Annotated in this window: 14 protein-coding genes; 10 read left to right on the top strand and 4 right to left on the bottom strand. The window is 64.4% G+C overall.

Going from position 1 to position 18,318, the window contains the following annotated elements; translation table 11 throughout:
• Window positions 1–57: 57 nt before the first annotated feature.
• On the bottom strand, window positions 58–1,467 hold the full coding sequence (pdxR, locus tag ABIA90_RS16570) for a MocR-like pyridoxine biosynthesis transcription factor PdxR (RefSeq protein ID WP_354118055.1): 1,410 nt from the start codon (window positions 1,465–1,467) through the stop codon (window positions 58–60).
• Between the two features lie 109 nt (window positions 1,468–1,576).
• Here pdxR and ABIA90_RS16565 point away from each other — a divergent pair, with 109 nt between their 5' ends.
• The gene (locus tag ABIA90_RS16565) at window positions 1,577–2,038 is read left to right on the top strand and encodes a carboxymuconolactone decarboxylase family protein (protein WP_354118056.1); all 462 of its coding nucleotides are present in this window, start codon (window positions 1,577–1,579) and stop codon (window positions 2,036–2,038) included.
• Between the two features lie 50 nt (window positions 2,039–2,088).
• Complete coding sequence (locus ABIA90_RS16560) at window positions 2,089–2,727, top strand: HD domain-containing protein (RefSeq protein ID WP_354118057.1); 639 nt, start codon at window positions 2,089–2,091, stop codon at window positions 2,725–2,727.
• A 7-nt stretch (window positions 2,728–2,734) separates the two neighbouring features.
• On the opposite strand, the gene ABIA90_RS16555 is transcribed toward ABIA90_RS16560, so the two are convergent.
• On the bottom strand, window positions 2,735–4,042 hold the full coding sequence (locus ABIA90_RS16555; RefSeq protein ID WP_354118058.1) for an MFS transporter: 1,308 nt from the start codon (window positions 4,040–4,042) through the stop codon (window positions 2,735–2,737).
• A gap of 665 nt (window positions 4,043–4,707) precedes the next feature.
• Here ABIA90_RS16555 and ABIA90_RS16550 point away from each other — a divergent pair.
• The 4 genes from ABIA90_RS16550 (at window position 4,708) to ABIA90_RS16535 (ending at window position 8,831) form a co-directional block, all read left to right on the top strand.
• The gene (locus ABIA90_RS16550) at window positions 4,708–6,585 is read left to right on the top strand and encodes an adenylate/guanylate cyclase domain-containing protein (protein WP_135213824.1); all 1,878 of its coding nucleotides are present in this window, start codon (window positions 4,708–4,710) and stop codon (window positions 6,583–6,585) included.
• Between the two features lie 49 nt (window positions 6,586–6,634).
• The gene (locus tag ABIA90_RS16545) at window positions 6,635–7,477 is read left to right on the top strand and encodes a phosphatase PAP2 family protein (protein ID WP_155795172.1); all 843 of its coding nucleotides are present in this window, start codon (window positions 6,635–6,637) and stop codon (window positions 7,475–7,477) included.
• 113 nt (window positions 7,478–7,590) lie between these two features.
• Window positions 7,591–8,151, top strand: a complete 561-nt coding sequence (locus ABIA90_RS16540) for a papain-like cysteine protease family protein (RefSeq protein ID WP_354118059.1) — start codon at window positions 7,591–7,593, stop codon at window positions 8,149–8,151.
• A gap of 29 nt (window positions 8,152–8,180) precedes the next feature.
• A complete protein-coding gene (locus ABIA90_RS16535) occupies window positions 8,181–8,831 on the top strand; it encodes a hypothetical protein (protein ID WP_354118060.1) in 651 nt (216 codons plus the stop codon).
• 89 nt (window positions 8,832–8,920) lie between these two features.
• Here ABIA90_RS16535 and ABIA90_RS16530 read toward each other — a convergent pair whose 3' ends face one another.
• Together ABIA90_RS16530 and ABIA90_RS16525 are read right to left on the bottom strand one after the other, a co-directional pair.
• Window positions 8,921–9,175, bottom strand: coding sequence for a DUF3551 domain-containing protein (locus tag ABIA90_RS16530; protein ID WP_354118061.1), 255 nt, complete (start codon window positions 9,173–9,175; stop codon window positions 8,921–8,923).
• Between the two features lies 1 nt (window position 9,176).
• Window positions 9,177–9,497 carry a DUF3551 domain-containing protein gene (locus tag ABIA90_RS16525; RefSeq protein WP_063986338.1) on the bottom strand — a complete coding sequence of 107 codons (321 nt, stop codon included), beginning with the start codon at window positions 9,495–9,497 and terminating at the stop codon, window positions 9,177–9,179.
• A gap of 254 nt (window positions 9,498–9,751) precedes the next feature.
• On the opposite strand from ABIA90_RS16525, the gene ABIA90_RS16520 reads away from it, so the two are divergent.
• From ABIA90_RS16520 to ABIA90_RS16505, 4 genes are all read left to right on the top strand, one after another.
• Window positions 9,752–10,471, top strand: coding sequence for an outer membrane protein (locus ABIA90_RS16520; RefSeq protein WP_071913456.1), 720 nt, complete (start codon window positions 9,752–9,754; stop codon window positions 10,469–10,471).
• Between the two features lie 474 nt (window positions 10,472–10,945).
• A complete protein-coding gene (dnaE, locus tag ABIA90_RS16515) occupies window positions 10,946–14,449 on the top strand; it encodes a DNA polymerase III subunit alpha (protein WP_354118062.1) in 3,504 nt (1,167 codons plus the stop codon).
• A 325-nt stretch (window positions 14,450–14,774) separates the two neighbouring features.
• Window positions 14,775–15,545: a carbonic anhydrase gene (locus ABIA90_RS16510; RefSeq protein WP_063983030.1), complete on the top strand. Its 771-nt coding sequence runs from the start codon at window positions 14,775–14,777 to the stop codon at window positions 15,543–15,545.
• 175 nt (window positions 15,546–15,720) lie between these two features.
• Window positions 15,721–18,240 carry a caspase family protein gene (locus ABIA90_RS16505; RefSeq protein ID WP_354118063.1) on the top strand — a complete coding sequence of 840 codons (2,520 nt, stop codon included), beginning with the start codon at window positions 15,721–15,723 and terminating at the stop codon, window positions 18,238–18,240.
• The last annotated feature ends 78 nt before the right edge of the window (window positions 18,241–18,318 follow it).

Genomic DNA, 18,318 nt, shown 5'->3' with positions numbered 1-18,318 from the left:
GGACGCGCGTTTATTGCGCCGGCCGGCACATCGCGCTGTCTCGAAATACAGCGTTCGTCACGTCAGACGATCGATGATTTCGAAGAGCCTCTCGCAGGACGCCTCGATCCGCTTTTGCGGCGATGTGGCGATACCCAGCAACAGACCGCGGCGCGCCGAAGCCGTCGACGCATACCACAGCGACAGCGGGGTCGGCGTCAGCCCGAACGATGCCGCTTCCCTGGCGATGGCGAGATCGGGCGCTCCATCCGGCAGCCGCAGGACCGCTGCCAATCCGGCAAGCGCAACGTTGGCGGTGTGTGTCCGAAGCTGTTTCAGCAATGTATCGCCTTGCGCGGCGTAGACCCGCTTCGTGCGCCGGAGATGCCGCAGATAATGGCCATCGCGCATGAAATCGGCGGTGGCGAGCTGCACTGCGGGCCCGGGCGCCGGCGCGAGGCACGCCGCGGCTTCGGCAAATCGCGACGCCAGAGCGGCCGGCGCAACGACAAAGCCGAGCCGCAGGGCAGGGGTCACGGTCTTGCTGAAAGAGCCGATATGGATGACGCGGCCCGCGCGATCGAGCGAGGCGAGCGCCGGCGTGGCCCGGCCCTTGAGCTGAAGCTCGCTGAGATAGTCATCCTCGATCACCCACGCCTTGCGTCGGGCGGCCCAGTCGAGCAGGCGCGAACGCCTCGCCAGCGACAATGTGGATCCGAGTGGCGCCTGCTGTCCGGGCGTCACGACAACGAGCGCGGCGTCGGGAGCATGTTTCAGGCCGTAATCGACATCGATGCCGTCAGCGTCGACCGGGATCGGCGCGATCGACAGTCTTGCAAGCGCGAGACCGTGCCGCGTGAAGGGAAAGCCCGGATTCTCCACCCAGACCTTCGTCTTTGGCTCGAGGCCGAGGACACGGAGCGCCAATCCGAGGCCGCCGCTGAAACCGCTGGTGATGATGATCTGCGACGGCGTGCACGCGATCCCGCGCGCCAGCGCGAGGTAGGCTGCGATCTCGCGCCGCAAGTCGAGCTCGCCGCGCGGATCCGGATAGATCGCCGGCGCGCTCATTTCGGCGCGAACCGCCTGCGCGCGCATCCTTGCGAGCAGCGTCGCAGGAAAGGTCTCTTGCGCAGGCACGCCCATCTGGAAGATTGCCGGCCCCGCCGTGAGCTCCTGGTACATCTCCATGAACGAACCGGGGGCCGGGGCCTTGTCCTTGCGAACGGGAAAGGACGGCCGATCCGCGACATGCGTGCCAGTCGCGCGTGACGCGACGATCAGCTGGGCAGAAGACAGCTTTTCATAGGCCGCGCGCACGGTGCCCCGCGCGACGCCAAGCTGGGCTGCCAGGTCCTGCCAGGAGGGCAGGCGCGCTCCGGGTGCGAGCACGCCGTCCGCGATGGCGGCCCTGATGCCCCCATGGATCTGCTCGGCCAGCGGCGTCTTCGCAGATCGATCCAGTTCCAGCCGCAGCGGTTTGGTCATGCCCCTTGGTACACTATTTTCGTGCATTCTTGGTGCTTTTTTGTGGACCATGGCAGGGGCATTTAAGGCGGAGACAAGGGCTGGGCATCGATCATCAAGGAGCAGGACAATGACAGGGCGTCTCGACTACGACAGTATCGCGCCGGCGGGTGTGAAAGCGCTGGGCGGCGTGTACGGCTATATCATGCAGAGCAATCTTCCAGCGGCGCTGATCAACCTCGTCTATCTGCGCGTATCCCAGATCAACAACTGCGCCTACTGCCTCGACATGCATATGCGCGATCTGCTCAAGAGCGGGGTGAAGATCGAAAAGCTCGCTCTGCTGCAGGCGTGGGAGGAAGCCGGCAATCGGTTCGACGCGCGCGAGCGCGCCGCCCTCGCATGGGCCGAAACGGTGACCCGCGTCGCGGATACCGGCGTGCCGGATCAGGCCTATGAAGCCGCGCGCGGGGTCTTCGAGGAGCGCGAGCTCGTCGATCTCACCATCGCGATCGGCCTGATGAACACGTATAATCGTATGGCGATCAGCTTCCGTAAGACGCCGCAGGCCGCCGTCGAGAAGACAGCCTGACGGGCCACGAACGGCATCGGCCGACGTCAATGCAAGGCAGGAGTTAGAAAATGACGAGCGTGATTTCCGGCGTGAAAATTCCCGACAGCAAGCTGGCGCGCGAGGCCGCCGAGCTGGTGCGCAGTTACGAAGACGCGATGCTGTTCAACCATTCGGTCCGCGTCTACGTGTTCGGCGCGATGAAGGGGCTGCGTCAGAAGCTGAAATTCGATTCCGAGTTGCTTTATGTCGCGGCGCTGTTTCACGACCTCGGCCTGGTCGATCACTACCACACCGAAACAAAGCGATTTGAGGTCGACGGTGCCGACGCCGCGCGGGACTTTCTCCGGGCACGCGGCATCGCCGAGCCGCAGGCCGATCTGGTCTGGGAGGCGATTGCGCTGCACACCACACCCGGTATTCCGGAATATATGAGACCGGAAATCGCCCTCACGAGGGCAGGAGTTGTGGTGGACGTCGGGGCCGTTGGATATGACGAGTACACGCCGGAGCAGCGCGATCAGGTGATCGCTGCGTTCCCGCGCGGCGATTTCAAGAACGAGTTTCTGAAGGTGCAGACCTGCTCAGCGCTGAAGAAGCCGCAGACGACATTCGGGACCGTCAATTTCGACTATATCCAGGATCACGATCCCAGCTTCCACAAGCCGAACGTGTGTACGCGCATCCGCAACACGCCCTGGCAAAGCTGAGCTGCCGCTAAGCCACCGGATCCCTGACGGCATCCGAACGGCTTCGGTCATCCGGCGCCAGCGGTGGCGCCGGCCGCGCGGGAGCGTCCTTCAGCAAGGCAGCGTCGCTCGAGGCGTCCTCGACCGGCGCGGCTCGGGCCTCGCGCGCGGCGACGATCCAGATCAGGAAGCCAAGAAGCGCGAGCGCGGCTCCGACAGGACCGGTGGAGGTCCAGCCCAGCCCCTCGCGAATGGCAAGGCCGCCCAGGAACGGGCCGAGCGCGTTGGCGGTGTTGAACGCCGAATGATTGAGCGCAGCAGCGAGCGCTTGTGCGTCTCCCGCGACGTCCATGAGCCGCGTCTGCAGGACGGCGCCGAGCGAGACGCTGGCGCCGATCGCGAAGACGTCGGCCGCGAGCAGCCAGGGATTGCCCGCGGCGAGCGGAAACACCAGGAGCGCGACTGCAGCAAACAGCAGGATGACGCCCGCCGTCGGCATCAAGGCGCGGTCGGCAAAGCGCGGCACGAACAGATTGCCGAGCGTGGCGCCGATGCCGAACACGGCGAGGAAGAACGGGATGACCGCGGTGCTGACCTTGGTGACCTCGATCAGCGTCGTCGCGAGATATGTATAGACGGCGAACATGCCGCCAAAGCCGATGGCGCCGATCGCCAGCGTGATCCAGATGCGGCCGTTTCGGAGCGCACCGAGCTCGCGCAGCGGGTCGGACCGGCCGGCCGCATCGCGCGGCGCGAACAGCGCGCACAGCACGACCGTGATCAACGCCAGCACCGACACGAAGCCAAAACTCGCGCGCCAGCCGACCGCCTGGCCGATCAGATTGGCCAGGGGCACGCCGATGATCGTGGCAGTGGTCAGGCCGAGCATCACTTGGCCGATCGCCTGCGAACGGCGGTGTTGCGGAACGAGCGAGGCCGCGACCAGCGCGGCGATGCCGAAATAGGCGCCATGCGGCAATCCCGACAGAAATCGAGCCGCGATCATCCAGCCGAAGCCCGGCGCGAGCGCGGTGAGCGCGTTGCCGAGCGCGAACACGGCCATCAGGGCCAGCAACTGGGTGCGCCGGGCGAACCGCGCGCCAAGCACGGCGATCAGCGGCGCGCCCAGCACCACGCCGAGCGCGTAGGCACTGATCGCGTGCCCCGCGGCCGGCTCGTCGATCCCGAGGTCGGCAGCGAAGAACGGCAGCAAGCTCATCGATGCGAATTCGGTGGTTCCGATCGCAAAGCCACCCATCGCGAGCGAGAACAGGACGATGGCGAGGTGAGGGGGCGCTGAGGCGCGGGGCGAGGTCGCGTGAGGCGAGGTCGTCATGTGTCCTGCATTGGTGGCCGCAACGGGAACGAGCCCAGCGAACGTCGCCACCCCTGCAAGATTTGTCGTCGTACTTAAACCCGCGCCAGCCCGCGTCAACATCGGAGGCGCGATGCAAGGCATGCCGCATATCAGCGTCCCGATTTAAGTGTGGCGCCATCCGGACGCGTCGCGCATGAGCCTGTGGCCTCCTCGGTGCGCTTCGGCCTTCCCGCGACCTTCGCTATCCTCTCTACAGACGGGGGCGACACGCCTGAGGGCAAACCAGTTGCATAGCTGCAGCAAAGTGTATTGGCGGTTGAGGCGGTCGGCGCGACCTTTTGCCATCGCGCCCGGCGCGAGGGCTTCCACTTCGGGGCCCGGCGCAAGCGAGAATTCGCGAATGCTGTCGAAATTCAAAAGGAATTCATAAGGAATTCAAAAGGAATTCGAAAGGTAGAGTGCATTGATTGGGTGCCTTATTCCAGTGCGAGCCGCTCATCGCCAAGAGGAGGTAATCCGAAGAACCCCTTTTACTCTCCGCCGCGACTTGTTGTGGCGCTGCCGCTCCGAGCCATTCGGGTGATTTTGGTAGCGCCTCAACCGAATTGCGTTTAGCGTGTTGCAGATTGGTTCAACGACGAGACTCTGCTCGGCAAGAGGCTTTATTCGCCGCTGAGGGATCAATGAAGTCGGAGCCTACGAGCGTCCCCCCGTCGTCGCCGAACACCGCCAACGACAGTGGTGCGAGGTTGGTTGGTGCTGCCGAACAGGACTTTAATTCCCAAGTCGGTACGATCCTCGAATTCGAAAGACCTTTCCGCGCCGTCCTCGTGGCGGACGTCGTCAGCTATACCAGACTTATGGAAGCTGCTGAGGTCGAGACGCATAGTCGCTATCGGGCTCTTCGCGTGAGCGTCATCGATCCTGCCTTGATCGGTCGACGAGGCGAGATCGTGAAGAACACCGGCGACGGCTTCGTCGCGGTGTTCGAGAGCCCGCTCGATGCCCTTCGCTGCGCCTCCGAGTTGCAGCGTGAAGTCACCGGGCTTGAAACCTTGCAACCTCCCGAGCGCCGCATAGCCTTTCGCATCGGCGTCCATTGGGAGCCTGTCATCTTTGATCTGAACGATGTCTACGGCCATGGCGTCAATATCGCAGCACGCTTGCAATCTGTCGCTCCCGCGGGCGGCGTTGTGGTGTCGTCGGCCCTTTTGCGAGTAGTCGCCGATCTGAGCGAATTCAAGTTTGACGACCTGGGTGAGCTTCATCTCAAGAACCTGTCGCGGCCGGTTCATGCCTTTCTCCTGCTCTCGCCGGGAGTGGACCGCCGCACGGTGATCGGCGCTTCCACCAAATCCTCGAGACGAACCAAACTGCCCTCGATCGCCGTTCTTCCATTTGCGAACAGCTCTTCGGAGGTCGACGACAGCTATTTTGCCGAAGGCTTCGTCGAAGACATCATTGTTAGCCTGAGTAATATTCAGGAGCTCCTGGTGGTGTCTCGCGGGTCGACGATGCCGTTTCGTCAGCGCGAGATCGATCCCGTCGAAATCGGCGAGAAGCTTGGCGTTCGCTACTACGTCAGCGGTCACGTTCGCCGATCGGGCAAGCGATTCCGGTTTTCGGTCGAGCTGGTCGATGTTGCGACTGGCTCCGTGGTGTGGGCCGAGAAATACGACACGGACCTTGCGGACGTTTTCGAAGTCCAGGACGAGATCGCCATTGGTGTCGTTGAGAAGATCGCCGCCTATGTGCGTCGCGCAGAGATCAAGCGGGCGCTGCGAAAGCCGCCGAAGAGCCTCAATGCGTATGACTATCTCCTGCGGGCGCTTGAGCTGCTCTACAAATTCGATTTCGCGAGCTTCTCGCGCGCCAAAGGGCTGCTCGAGAAAGCCAGCGAGGAAGACCCCGAATACGCGGCGCCGTACGCGTTCGCTGCGAAGTGGCACAATTTCAAGATCGCGGAGGGGTGGTCGTCGGATTTCGATGCGGATTCGGCCGACGTGATCCGGCTGTCCAATTGTGCCATCGAAAGAGACCCGCAAAATGCTCTCGCGCTCGCGATACAGGGGCACGGCAAGAGCATGTTCTTTCGTGACTACGACAGCGGATTGGACCTGTGTGAGCGGGCTCTTGCCATATCCCCCAGCAATTCGTGGGCATGGGTGTTCGGGAGCGGGACCCCCGGGTTCATCGGCGATGCTTCAACAGGAATTGCCCGTGCGGAGCGCGCCATCCGGCTTTCACCACTTGGCCAACAGGCCTTTTTCAATTTCTGCCTGCTCGGCCAAAATCATTATCTGAACGGAACGTTTGACGATGCCATTCGCTGGTCGAAGAAGTCTTTGACCCTCAGCCCGCGTTTTGGAAACGCCGCGCGCGTCCTCGCCGCAAGCCTCGTCGCGGTTGGTCGCCTGGAGGAAGCGCGGCAGGTTTCGCAACACCATAAGAACATCCTGCCCGGCTTCAGGGTATCGGACTATGCGCGCCGTTGTCCGTTCAAGGAGCCCCAGGGGTCTTTGTATGTCGAGCGATTAGGAGCAGCTGGGTTGCCGGATTGATGGGGCCAGGAGCCCGGTTCAAATTATTAGCCCCTCGAAGGAGAGCACAATGCCTGGTGTTGCAGGAGGAGGCGGTGGTGGTGGTGGCGGTGGCGGAGGCGGCGGAGGCGGCGGCGGCGGTGGCGGTGGTGGCGGTGGTGGCGGAAACGGCGCAGTCAGCGGCGGTTACGTTGGTGGTGGAATTCCCCCGCGTCCTTTCCCGATCTTCGAGAGTTTCGTCGGAGTCCTGCCCGGTAGCTTGAATTACGGGGCGACATTCCCGCTGTCTGCCTGGCGCCCTGACTTTTTTGCCCAGATCGCATTGCTCGAATTTGCCAAGACCGATTGGCAAACCATCACTGTCGCCGGCCCGCCAACGGATCACGATGTCATTTTCGGGGAGATCGATGAACTCCTTGGGGCATCGATGGATCGTCGCAAGAGGTTGGCAGATGAGATCGTCGATCAGGACGTGAGGCTTGTCGGCTATTTTGCGCAGGTCCTCATGCTTTCGCCGTCGGCGCATCCAAATACGATCAAGATTCTGGAGATGGCCGATCATGTTGGGCTGATGGTCGCCGTCTACTACAAGCTCAGGTTCAATCGCGGTCGGCCGCAACAGGTGTGTCCGGCGCTTTTCCCAATGGTCGCGTCGCCCTGGCACGCCTCCTATCCGAGCGGACATTCGCTGGAGAGTCACCTGATGGCACTGGCGCTGGGAGAGATTATCCCCGGTGCCAAGAGTGCACTGAGGGCGCTGGCCGCGCGGATCGGGAAGAATCGCGAGATCGCTGGCGTCCACTACCCGAGTGACACGGCTGCCGGGAAGGCCATTGCTGAAGCCGTGTTTCCGTACCTCCAGCAATGCAGCACCTTCCATGCGGTGACCGAGGCGGCAAAACAAGAGCATTGAACAGTGCCTAATGCCGCAGCCGAGATCGCATCCTTGGATTTTGCAAGGATGCGCTCTGCACGGCCACAAGGAATTGAAGTTGGACCAATCGATCTCAACCACGAGGTATTGCAATGGGTGTGGAAGAAATTTCCGTCATCGAAAGGACACGGATTCAGTTGGCGCCAGATTTCACGATGCAACATCAGTGTCACATCAATTGGTGCTGGGCAGCCGTCGCTTCCAGCATCTCGCGCTATTACGACGAGACCAGTACTTTCACGCAGTGCCGCATCGCCGACCTTGAATTGAACCGGCATGATTGCTGTGATTTCCCTTGCGGCACGCCGGGCCTGGAATTCGATGTGACGCATTCTCTCGGATCACCGCTCAACCGAGTCCGCTGCCTCGCCGTGTTAGCCCTCGACCAACGAGCGACACGAACGGAGGTGCAGCAGGAGATCAGTGCAGGGCGACCCATTTGTGTTCGCACGGTCTGGTCGGGAGACGAAGATGAGGAGGGACCGGCGCACTTCGTCGCGATCGTCGGATATCTGGAGGATACCGACAGCCTGGTCATCGAGGATCCCCTTTTCGGCCTAACACCGGAGATCCAGTTTGATCGATTTTGCTCAAACTATCAGGACGCCAAAGGTGTCTGGACGGACACTTACTTCACCAAGGCCCCGGTTTAGAACCTCGCCACCGTGAAAGGAGAGAAAAGATGGCAATTCATCCCAGCGATCCTCCGGCGGCTGCGGTCGTAGCTGTGAAGCGAGCGGTGGCCAGCCGGGTGGGCAACCCGAAATTCCCGCGATCAAGGCTTTCCACTGCCAACCGCGACGCGGTCTTCATTTCCCTGCCGCATCGCATTGCCTATCTGGCTTTTGGCAAGATCCGTCGCGCAGACAAACTCAGAGCGGCTGCGAAGCTAGGCAATTGGAGATTTCTTGTGATTGAAGCGAAGCGGCGCACCGCCGCTGATGATGGGGGAGGGGAGGAACAGGAGCCGATCGCTGCTGCGACAATCGTGAAGTCGGCAGCGACGATGTATGAGACGACGTATGAACTGGGTGACCTGAACGAAGGGCCGTTTGTGGCGGCGACGTCGGAGGCGATCCGTCGTGCCGAGAAGCTTCCTGAAGTTCGGGAAGGACGCTTCGAGGCTTTCCTGCTCACCGTGCCGGCGGTCCATGTAACAGCGCTTTGGCTGCAAGATTATCAAGATTGTCATGGCGATGCGGACCTGCTGCTGACGTTACCGCCCTCGGACCAGGCCTTGGAGCCGTATCGGCCGATGGCGTCGGCTGCGTTCTTGGCTGTCGTGCAAGACCTCGCTCGGAAAGTATCTTCCGAATACGCGACGAGGGGCTGAGCGGGCCATGTCGGCGCGATGGAAAAGCTCGTAAGTGCGTTAAGCTCGCAAGGGCGTCAAAGTTGGCAAGTCCCGGCATGGGAGCACGCCTAGTCGGCCTGCTTTGGCCGCCGGGGAGCCTTTGACCTCTTCTCCGCAAAGTACGGATTCACGGTGCAGCTCGCGGAGCGACCGACGGCGAGAAATTTGCACTGCTCGAGCGAAGTGTAGCGGCAGTCGAAATAGCCGACAGGGCCGTAGATCTGCATGCAGACGGGATAGCTGGGGTCGTAGGTCTGCGCGTCCGCTAGCACGCCCGAGAAGAGCAGGCCGATGGCGACGAGCGCGAAGCGGGCGCGGCGCATCTCAGCGCGGCGGGTAGTAGCCGGGTGAATAGCCCGGTGTCTGCGCGCGCGGACGATTCTGATAGGCGTAGGGATCGTCGCTCTGGCCCGTGAAATACGGATTCGCGATGCAGGTCAGCGCGCGGCCCGACGAGCTTGCCTGACACTGTGCGTAACTGTCGAACGTGCAATTGCTCAGCCCCGGCCATTCCTGGCCGGTCAGGCAGAACGCGTGATGCGTGCCGAATGCGCGTGCGGGCGTGCTTGCACTCAGCGTGAGCGCGAATGTGGCGATTGCGAGCGAAAATGTGGCGACAATGGGGAGGGCAATCTGTCTGCGCATCTCAATCTCCAATCACACAATCGTGCGTGCATCAGGTGTCCAGGCACAGATGCAACATACGTCGTGTAGTCGACATTGGAACTCATGAAAACCCTTGTTTCAAAGGGTTTCCCGCGCGCGCTGCTAAACATTCATTAACGCAGCACAGCCCTTTGGCCCCGACTGTTGCGTCGGGGTTACAGCAATTCCGTCGAGCGCTGATATGACGGCCCTACGGCCCGGGGGCCTAACGACGAAACTGGAACGGGAATCAAATGAACAAGAATCTGTTGCTTGCTGCTGTGAGCCTTGTCGCGCTGAGCGCGACTGCGCCGGCGCTGGCTGCTGACCTCGCTGCGCGGCCTTACACCAAGGCGCCCGCGATGATCGCGACCGTCTATGACTGGAGCGGCTTCTACATCGGCATCAACGGCGGCGGCGGTTCGTCGCACGCGACCTGGGATTTCGTTGGCGTTGGTCGTGAAGGCTCGCACGATGCGACGGGCGGCACGGTCGGTGGTCAGATCGGCTATCGCTGGCAGTCCGGCCAGTGGGTGTTCGGCGTGGAAGGCCAGGGCAACTGGGCCGATTTCTCGGGCGACAACAACAGCGCGCTGTTCGCCTCCCGCAACCGCACCAAGATCGATGCGTTTGGCCTGATCACCGGTCAGGTTGGCTACGCCTGGAACAACGTCCTGGTCTACGTCAAGGGCGGTGCGGCTGTGGTCAGCAACAAGTACGAGATCTCCAGCACGGCGGGCGCGCTGCTCTCCTCGTCCAGCGACAGCCGCTGGGGTGGCACGGTCGGTGCCGGCCTCGAGTACGGCTTCGCGCCGAACTGGTCGGTTGGCGTCGAGTACAACCACATCTTCCTGTCCGACAAGGACGTGACCTTCGCTGGCTTCGCCGGCTCGGAGCGCATCCGTCAGGACGTCGACATGGGTCTCGTCCGCCTGAACTACAAGTTCGGCGGCCCGATGATCGGTCGCTACTGAGACTGGTCGCTCATTTCGAGCGATCGTCGAAAAGCCCCGGCCTTGCGCCGGGGCTTTTTTGTTGCGTGAATTCAGCGAGTTAACCATCACTTTTCGAGAGAGCTCGCACGGCTTGACTCTCAAGAACGAAATGAGAACAATGTTCTTCATACGTTCTGGTGATGGAGCAAGCCATGTTCAGGATTTTCGTGGAAGAAGCCGCCGCACTCGCCTCGATCTCGCTGTTCGTCGGGATGATCGCAATCTGGGCGCAGGTGATTCCGCAGCTCTAGGCCGCGGCTGGCCAGAGCCCTTGGTCATGCCCTTGGGGAAAAGCGGGACGACGCGGCCGTTTCGTGGCTCCGGCGTGGACTCTGAAGCGGTGACGCCCCACCATTGTGAGGCGAGTCGGCTGGGTGGGCGGAAGATGTCCTCGTGATCCCCCCTGGAGCCGGCGACCGCTCCATCTCATCTGCAAGAGGCCGTCACGCGACCATGCCGAGCGCCGGATTTGTCCACCTTCACGTTCACTCGGCCTATTCGCTGCTCAAGGGCTCGATCAAGATCGCCAAGCTCGCCGAGCTTGCGAAGAAAGACCACCAGCCCGCACTGGCGCTGACCGACACCGACAACATGTTCGGCGCGCTGGAGTTCTCCGACAAGATGGCGGGCTCCGGCATCCAGCCGATCGTCGGCTGCGAGCTCGCGATCGATTTCGGCGACCAGGATCCCAACGCGCGCAATGCGCTGCTGCCGTCGCGTGTGGTGCTGCTGGCGGCCCAGGAGCGCGGCTATCGCAGCCTGATGCGGCTGAACTCGCGCGCGTTCCTCGAATCGCCTGACAGCCACGCGCCGTTCATCAAGTTCGATTGGCTCGACGGTGAGACCGAAGGCTTGATCGCACTCACGGGCGGCCCTGACGGGCCGATCTCGCTCGCGCTTGCCAGCGGGCAGGCCGAAATTGCGGCGACGCGCTGCGAGCGTCTCGCCGGCCTGTTCGGCGACCGCCTCTATGTTGAATTGCAGCGCCACAACATCGACAAGGAGCGCCGCGTCGAAAGCGGGCTGATCGACATTGCCTACGCAAAAGGCCTGCCGCTGGTTGCGACCAACGAGCCGTATTTCGCTTCGAACGACGATTACGAGGCGCACGATGCGCTGCTCTGCATCGCCGGCGGGCGGCTGATCGCCGAGACCGATCGCCTTCAGCTCACGCCCGATCACCGCTTCAAGACCCGCGCCGAGATGGCGGTGCTGTTCGCCGACATTCCGGAGGCGCTGGCCTCGACGGTGGAGATCGCCGAGCGCTGCTCGTTCCGCCCGATGACGCGCAAGCCGATTCTGCCGTTCTTCACGGTCGGCGCCGCCGCAAGCTCCGACGCCGCGTCGGTCGAGGCGGCCGAGCTGAAGCGCCAGGCGGAGGAGGGGCTCGCCAACCGCCTGCGCGTGCACGGCCTGTCGCAGGGCACCACGGAAGAGGACTACGACAAGCGCCTGGCGTTCGAGCTCGACGTCATCATGCGGATGAAATACGCGGGCTACTTCCTGATCGTGTCGGACTTCATCAAATGGGCGAAGGGCCAAGGGATTCCGGTCGGGCCGGGCCGCGGCTCCGGCGCCGGCTCTCTGGTCGCCTGGGCGCTGACCATCACCGACCTCGACCCGATCAAGTTCGGCCTGCTGTTCGAACGCTTCCTCAATCCGGAACGCGTCTCGATGCCGGACTTCGACATCGATTTCTGCCAGGACCGCCGCGGCGAGGTGATCAGGTACGTCCAGGAGCGCTACGGTCGCGACCAGGTCGCGCAGATCATCACCTTCGGTACGCTGCAGGCGCGCGGCGTGCTGCGCGACGTCGGCCGGGTGCTGCAGATGCCCTATGGCCAGGTCGACAAGCTGACCAAGCTGGTGCCGCAGAATCCGGCCGCGCCGGTGACGTTGGCCGCCGCGATCGAGAGCGAGCCGAAGCTTCAGGCGTTCCGCGATGAAGACCCGGTGGTGGCGCGCGCCTTCGACATCGCGCAGCGCCTCGAAGGCCTGACCCGCCACGCCTCGACGCATGCGGCCGGCATCGTGATCGGCGATCGCCCCTTGAGCGAACTCGTGCCGATGTACCGCGATCCCAAGTCGGACATGCCGGTGACCCAGTTCAATATGAAATGGGTCGAGCCGGCCGGGCTGGTGAAGTTCGACTTCCTCGGCCTGAAGACGCTGACCGTGCTCGACGTCGCGGTGAAGCTCCTGAAGCCGCGCAACATCGACATCGATCTCGCGACGCTGCCGATCGACGATGCCGAAAGCTACCAGATGCTGGCGCGGGGCGAGGTGGTCGGCGTGTTCCAGGTTGAAAGCCAGGGCATGCGGCGCGCGCTGGTCGACATGCGCCCCGACCGTTTCGAGGACATCATCGCGCTGGTCGCGCTCTATCGCCCGGGCCCGATGGCGAACATCCCGACCTATTGCTCGCGCAAGCACGGCGACGAGGAGCCGGAATATCTGCATCCGGTGCTGGAGCCGATCCTGAAGGAGACCTTCGGCGTCATCATCTACCAGGAACAGGTGATGCAGATCGCGCAGGTGATGTCGGGCTATTCGCTCGGCGACGCCGACCTGTTGCGCCGCGCCATGGGCAAGAAGATCCGCGCCGAGATGGACAAGCAGCGCGACATCTTCGTCGCCGGCGCGGTCAGGAACGGCGTGCCGAAGGGGCAGGCCGAGACCATCTTCGAGCTGCTCGCAAAGTTCGCCGACTACGGCTTCAACAAGAGCCACGCGGCGGCCTACGCGCTGGTGTCCTACCACACCGCCTATATGAAGGCGCATTACCCGGTGGAGTTCATCGCAGCGTCGATGACGCTCGATCTCAACAACACCGACAAGCTCTCCGAATTCCGTTCCGAGGCGCAGCGCCTCGGCATCAAGGTCGAGCCGCCGAACATCAACCGCTCAGGCCCGACCTTCGAGGTCGGCGAGAAGACGATCTACTACGCGCTCGCCGCGCTGAAGGGCGTCGGCATCCAGGCGATCGAACAGATCATCGAGGAGCGGACCAGGCGCGGGCTGTTCACCTCGCTCGCCGACTTCGCCGCGCGGGTCAATCCGCGCGCGATCAACAAGCGCATCATCGAGAGTCTCGCTGCCGCCGGCGCCTTCGACACGCTGGAGCCGAACAGGGCGCGGGTCTTTGCCGGCGCGGACTCGATCCTGGCCGCCTGCCAGCGTGCGCATCAGGCCGAGACCATCGGCCAGAACGACATGTTCGGCATGTCGGCGGACGCACCGACCATCATGCTGCCGCAGATCGAGCCCTGGCTGCCGGCCGAGCGGTTGCGCCGCGAATATGACGCGATCGGATTCTTCCTGTCGGGCCATCCGCTCGACGATTACGCGATGGTCCTGAAGCGCCTGCGCGTGCAGAGCTGGGCCGAGTTCTCGCGTGCGGTGAAGACCGGCGCCACCGCCGGCAAGGTCGCGGCCACCGTGGTGTCGCGCATGGAGCGGCGCACCAAGACCGGCAACAAGATGGGCATCATGGGGCTGTCTGATCCCACGGGCCATTTCGAGGCGGTGCTGTTCTCCGAGGGCCTCGCGCAATACCGCGATGTGCTCGAGCCGGGCGCCGCCGTGCTGCTCCAGTTGGGCGCGGAATTGCAGGGCGAGGACGTCCGCGCGCGCGTGCTGCATGCCGAGCCGCTCGATGACGCCGCCGCCAAGACGCAGAAGGGCCTGCGCATCTTCGTGCGCGACACCAAGCCGCTGGAGTCGATCGCCAAGCGACTGGCCGGACCCGACATGGCGGCCTCGAACGGCGCCGCGCCAAAAGTCGGCAGTCCCGGCATCGCGCCGCGCTCGAACGGCGACGGCGAGGTCTCGCTGGTGATGATGCTCGACCTCGAGACCGAGGTCGAGATGAAGCTGCCGGGCCGCTTCAAGGTCTCGCCGCAGATCGCCGGCGCGATCAAGGCGGTCGCCGGCGTGGTGGACGTGCAGCAGCTCTAAAGCGCGATGAGATCTGGAAGAATCGTCATCGTGCTTGGGATCGGCGTTAGCGTATGATCTCACCACAAACGCGTGCCGCGTTTGTGGTGAGTGAGAATTGCTGCCCTTTTCCGGATCATGCTTTAGCAGCCGATCTCGGATATATGCAGATGGACGCAGCTCTGTGCGGTCGTTGCGCGTGAGGCGAGCGATCGCTTCGGCTTTGCAGCACGGTTCGCGTTGCAGCAATCATCAGTTGCATCATTTATCATTGGTGATTTCTTCACATCGATGCACCTATCATCGCGACGCTTCCATTCGTCCACCGTACCCGGGGAAACGTCACATGTGCGACAAGTGCTCTGAATCTCTGCATCATGAATCTCTGCATCGAGACATCGCGCCGTCGCGGCGATCCGCGATGCTGTTTGGCGCCGCGGCGTTCGGCATGGCCTTCGCCGGCGGAGCTTTCGCGAGCGGTGCCTTGGCAAAGGAGGCCAAGCAGCCCCCCAAGCCGCAGAACGTGTTGTCGCCCGACGCATCGCTGAAGCGGTTGATGGAGGGCAATGCGCGCTATGTCGACGGTGTGGCGCGGCGCCACGATTTCAAGCACGAGCGCGAGGCGCTGGCCGGTGGACAGAATCCGTTCGCGGCGGTTCTGAGCTGCGCCGATTCACGCATCGCGCCGGAATATGCCTTCGACAGCGGCCGCGGGGATCTCTTCGTCTGCCGCGTCGCCGGAAATTTCGCCGGCACCGAAACCATTGCCAGCATGGAATATGCGGTGGCCGTGCTCAACGCACCGCTGATCCTGGTGCTTGGCCATGATGCCTGCGGCGCGGTCGATGCGACGCTGAAGGCAATCAAGGACAACACGTCGCCGCCGGGACACATTCCCTCGCTGGTCGATGCGATCGCGCCCGCCGCAAAGGCTGCGATGCAGCAGGGCGGGGACGTGCTCAACAAGGCGATCCGGCAGAACGTGATCGACAACGTCGCGAAGCTGAAATCGGCCGCGCCGATCCTTAATGCGGCCGTGGAGCAGGGCAAGCTGAAGGTCGTCGGTGGCATCTACCGGCTCACCACGGGAACAGTCGATCTGATCGCGCAGGGCTGAGCGAGGTTCGCGCCACAGCGCGGACGCGAGGCTTACGCGGGCCTGACGCAGGGACTTGATGGGGCGGGGGCGCCATGCCGCCGCCTCAATCCGCGCTTTTCGTTCAAGAGCCATTCAGCCAGCCGCGCGTCTCATGTACGGTGGCAGCTCAACAACGATAGCGGGCAAGCAAGCCATGCGTGGGACCTACAAGGCCTTCATCTGTTTTCTCTTGCCGATCCTGGCGTTCGCTGCGGCTGCGCCCGATCCGGCGCGCGCGCAGCAGCAGGAAAAGCGCATCGCGCTCGTGGTCGGCAACGGCGCCTACGCCAAGTCGCCGCTGGCGACGACCGCGAACGATGCCGGCCTGATCGCGCAGACGCTGCAAGCGGCGGGCTTCGACGTGGTCGGCGCGCGCGATCTCGACGGCGACACGCTGCGCAAGAGCTTGCGCGATTTCATCCAGAAGGCGCAGGCCTCGGGCCCCGGCACCGTGGCGATGATCTATCTTGCCGGCTACGGCGTGCAGCTTGCGGGCGAGAACTATTTCATCCCGGTCGATTCCAACATCATCCGCGACACCGACATTCCGACCGAAGGCCTGCGGATCAGCGACTACGCCCGCCAGCTCGCGTCCATTCCGCTCAAGGCCAACATCGTCGTGCTCGACGCGGCGCGCGCGCAGCCCTTCATCGAGGGCGGCCAGCAGATCGCGAGCGGACTGGCGCTGGTCGAGCCGGATCCGAACATGCTGATCGCCTTCAATGCCGCGCCCGGCACGGTCGCGCCGGAAGAGCCCGGCCCGTACGGCATTTATGCGCAATCGCTGGCGGAGATGATCCGTACCGGCGGTCTGCCGCTGGCCGAGGTGTTCGACCGCGTCCGTCTGCGCGTCAACGAGGCCAGCAAGGGCGCGCAGGTGCCCTGGAACGAGGCGAAGATATCGGCGCCCTTCTCGTTCTTCGAGCGCGGGCCCGATGCGCCGCCGCCGGAGGCCGCGCCCGACCAGGTTGCTGCGATCCGCAACAAGCCGATCCGCGATCTCGGTGTGCAGGACGCCTATGCGGCCGCGCTCGAGCGCGACACGTTGCCGGCCTATGAAGAATTTCTCGCGGCCTATCCCGGTGATCCGATGTCGAAGCGCGTGATGGCGATCGTCGCGGCGCGCCGCGAGGCGATCACTTGGCGGAGGACCTACCGGAACGATACGCCGGAGGCCTATTGGTCCTATCTGCGCCGCTATCCGCGCGGGCCGCACGCGGCCGATGCGCGCCGGCGTCTGGCGATCCTCACCGCGCCGCCCGAGCCACCGCCGACCTTCGCGATGATTGACTATGACGTGCCGCCCCCGCCGCCGGAGGAGGTGGTCTATGTCGACCGTCCCGTGCTGTACTTCAGCGACCCTGATTTTGGCTTCGCGCCGCCACCGCCGCCGCCGGTCTATTATCTGCCGCCGCCGCCGCCGGATTTCGTCGTGCTCGAGCCACCGCTGCCCGTGATCGGCCTGTTCGTGCTGCCGCAGCCGATGTTCGTGCCGATCCCGGTGTTCGTCAGGCCGCCGATCTATGTCGCGCCGCCGCCGAACAACATCGTCTTCAACAACATCCATAACACCACGGTCATCAACACCGTGATCAACCGGCCGCCCGACCCGCCCGTGGGAGCGGGAGGAGGGACCGGGCCTGGCAATCTGAGGCCGGCGATTGCCGACCGCGCCAACCCGGTAGCGCCAATGTTGCCGCAAGCCGCTACGCAGCGCGCCGCGCTGATCCAGCAGGGCAAGGCGCCGATGCCGCCGAGCGCGACGGCCCAGCCGACAGCGAGGCCGGGGATACCTCCGGGGACGCCGGCCAATGTCGCGCCGACCGGCACGCCCCCCGCCGCACCGCCGACCAGGCTGCCACAGACCAACACGCTGCCGGTTCCCGGCGCCCAAGGCGGGCCGCCAGCGCCGCCGGCCGGGGCAGGGACGTCGCCTGGCGGCAGGCCCTTGGCGCCGACGGCAAATGCACCCGGTGCGCCCCCGCCGACGCATCCGGGGGCGCCGACCACGGCTGCGCCCGGCACAACGCTGCCGTCCCATCCTGGCGCGCCAACGGCCGGCACTCCGACGACCGTTGCGCCCACCGCGAATCCGGCTGCGCCCGGCCAACCGCCGAAGCCGCCGGTTGCTCAGACCCCGCCCAGTGGCGCGCCCGCTGGCGGCAAGTCTGCAACCCGTGAGCCGGCTGGCGCGCCGCCACCTGCTGCGGGCACACCGCCCGGCACGCCCTCGGGCGCCGCGGGCAAGCCGGTCACGCCGCCGCCCTCGGCTGCGCGCGAGCCGGTCAAACCGCAGAACTTGCCCGCGACCACTCCAGCGCAGGCCGCCCGGCCGTCGCCGTCAGCTCCAGCACCGCGGCCGCAGGCCGTGGCGAGGCCGACGCCGCCGCCGCCCGCCGCTCGCCCGGCACCGCCGCCGCATGTCGCATCGCCTCCGCCGGCCCGAGCGGCTCCGCCTGTGGCCGTTGCACGGCCGGCGCCTCCGCCCATGGCCCGGCCTGCACCTCCACCCATGGCGCGGCCCGCGCCGCCACCGCCGGTCGCCCGGCCGGCACCACCGCCGCCGCCGCGGATGGCCGTCGCGCCACCGCCCCCGCAGCGTCCGGCCGCACCTCCACCGCGCCAAGCGGCGCCGGCGGCGAAAAAGTGCCCGCCGAACCAGCCCAAGTGCTAGGTCTTTACGGACTGGCGTGGTCTTTACGGAAGAGGGCCTTCGGGAGGCGAAAACAGCCCCCGAAAGGCCCTTATTTCC

The sequence above is a fragment of the Bradyrhizobium sp. LA6.8 genome (assembly GCF_040547935.1).
GTDB classification, from domain to species: Bacteria; Pseudomonadota; Alphaproteobacteria; order Rhizobiales; family Xanthobacteraceae; genus Bradyrhizobium; species Bradyrhizobium barranii.
This window is presented reverse-complemented; position numbering and strand designations above follow the sequence as displayed.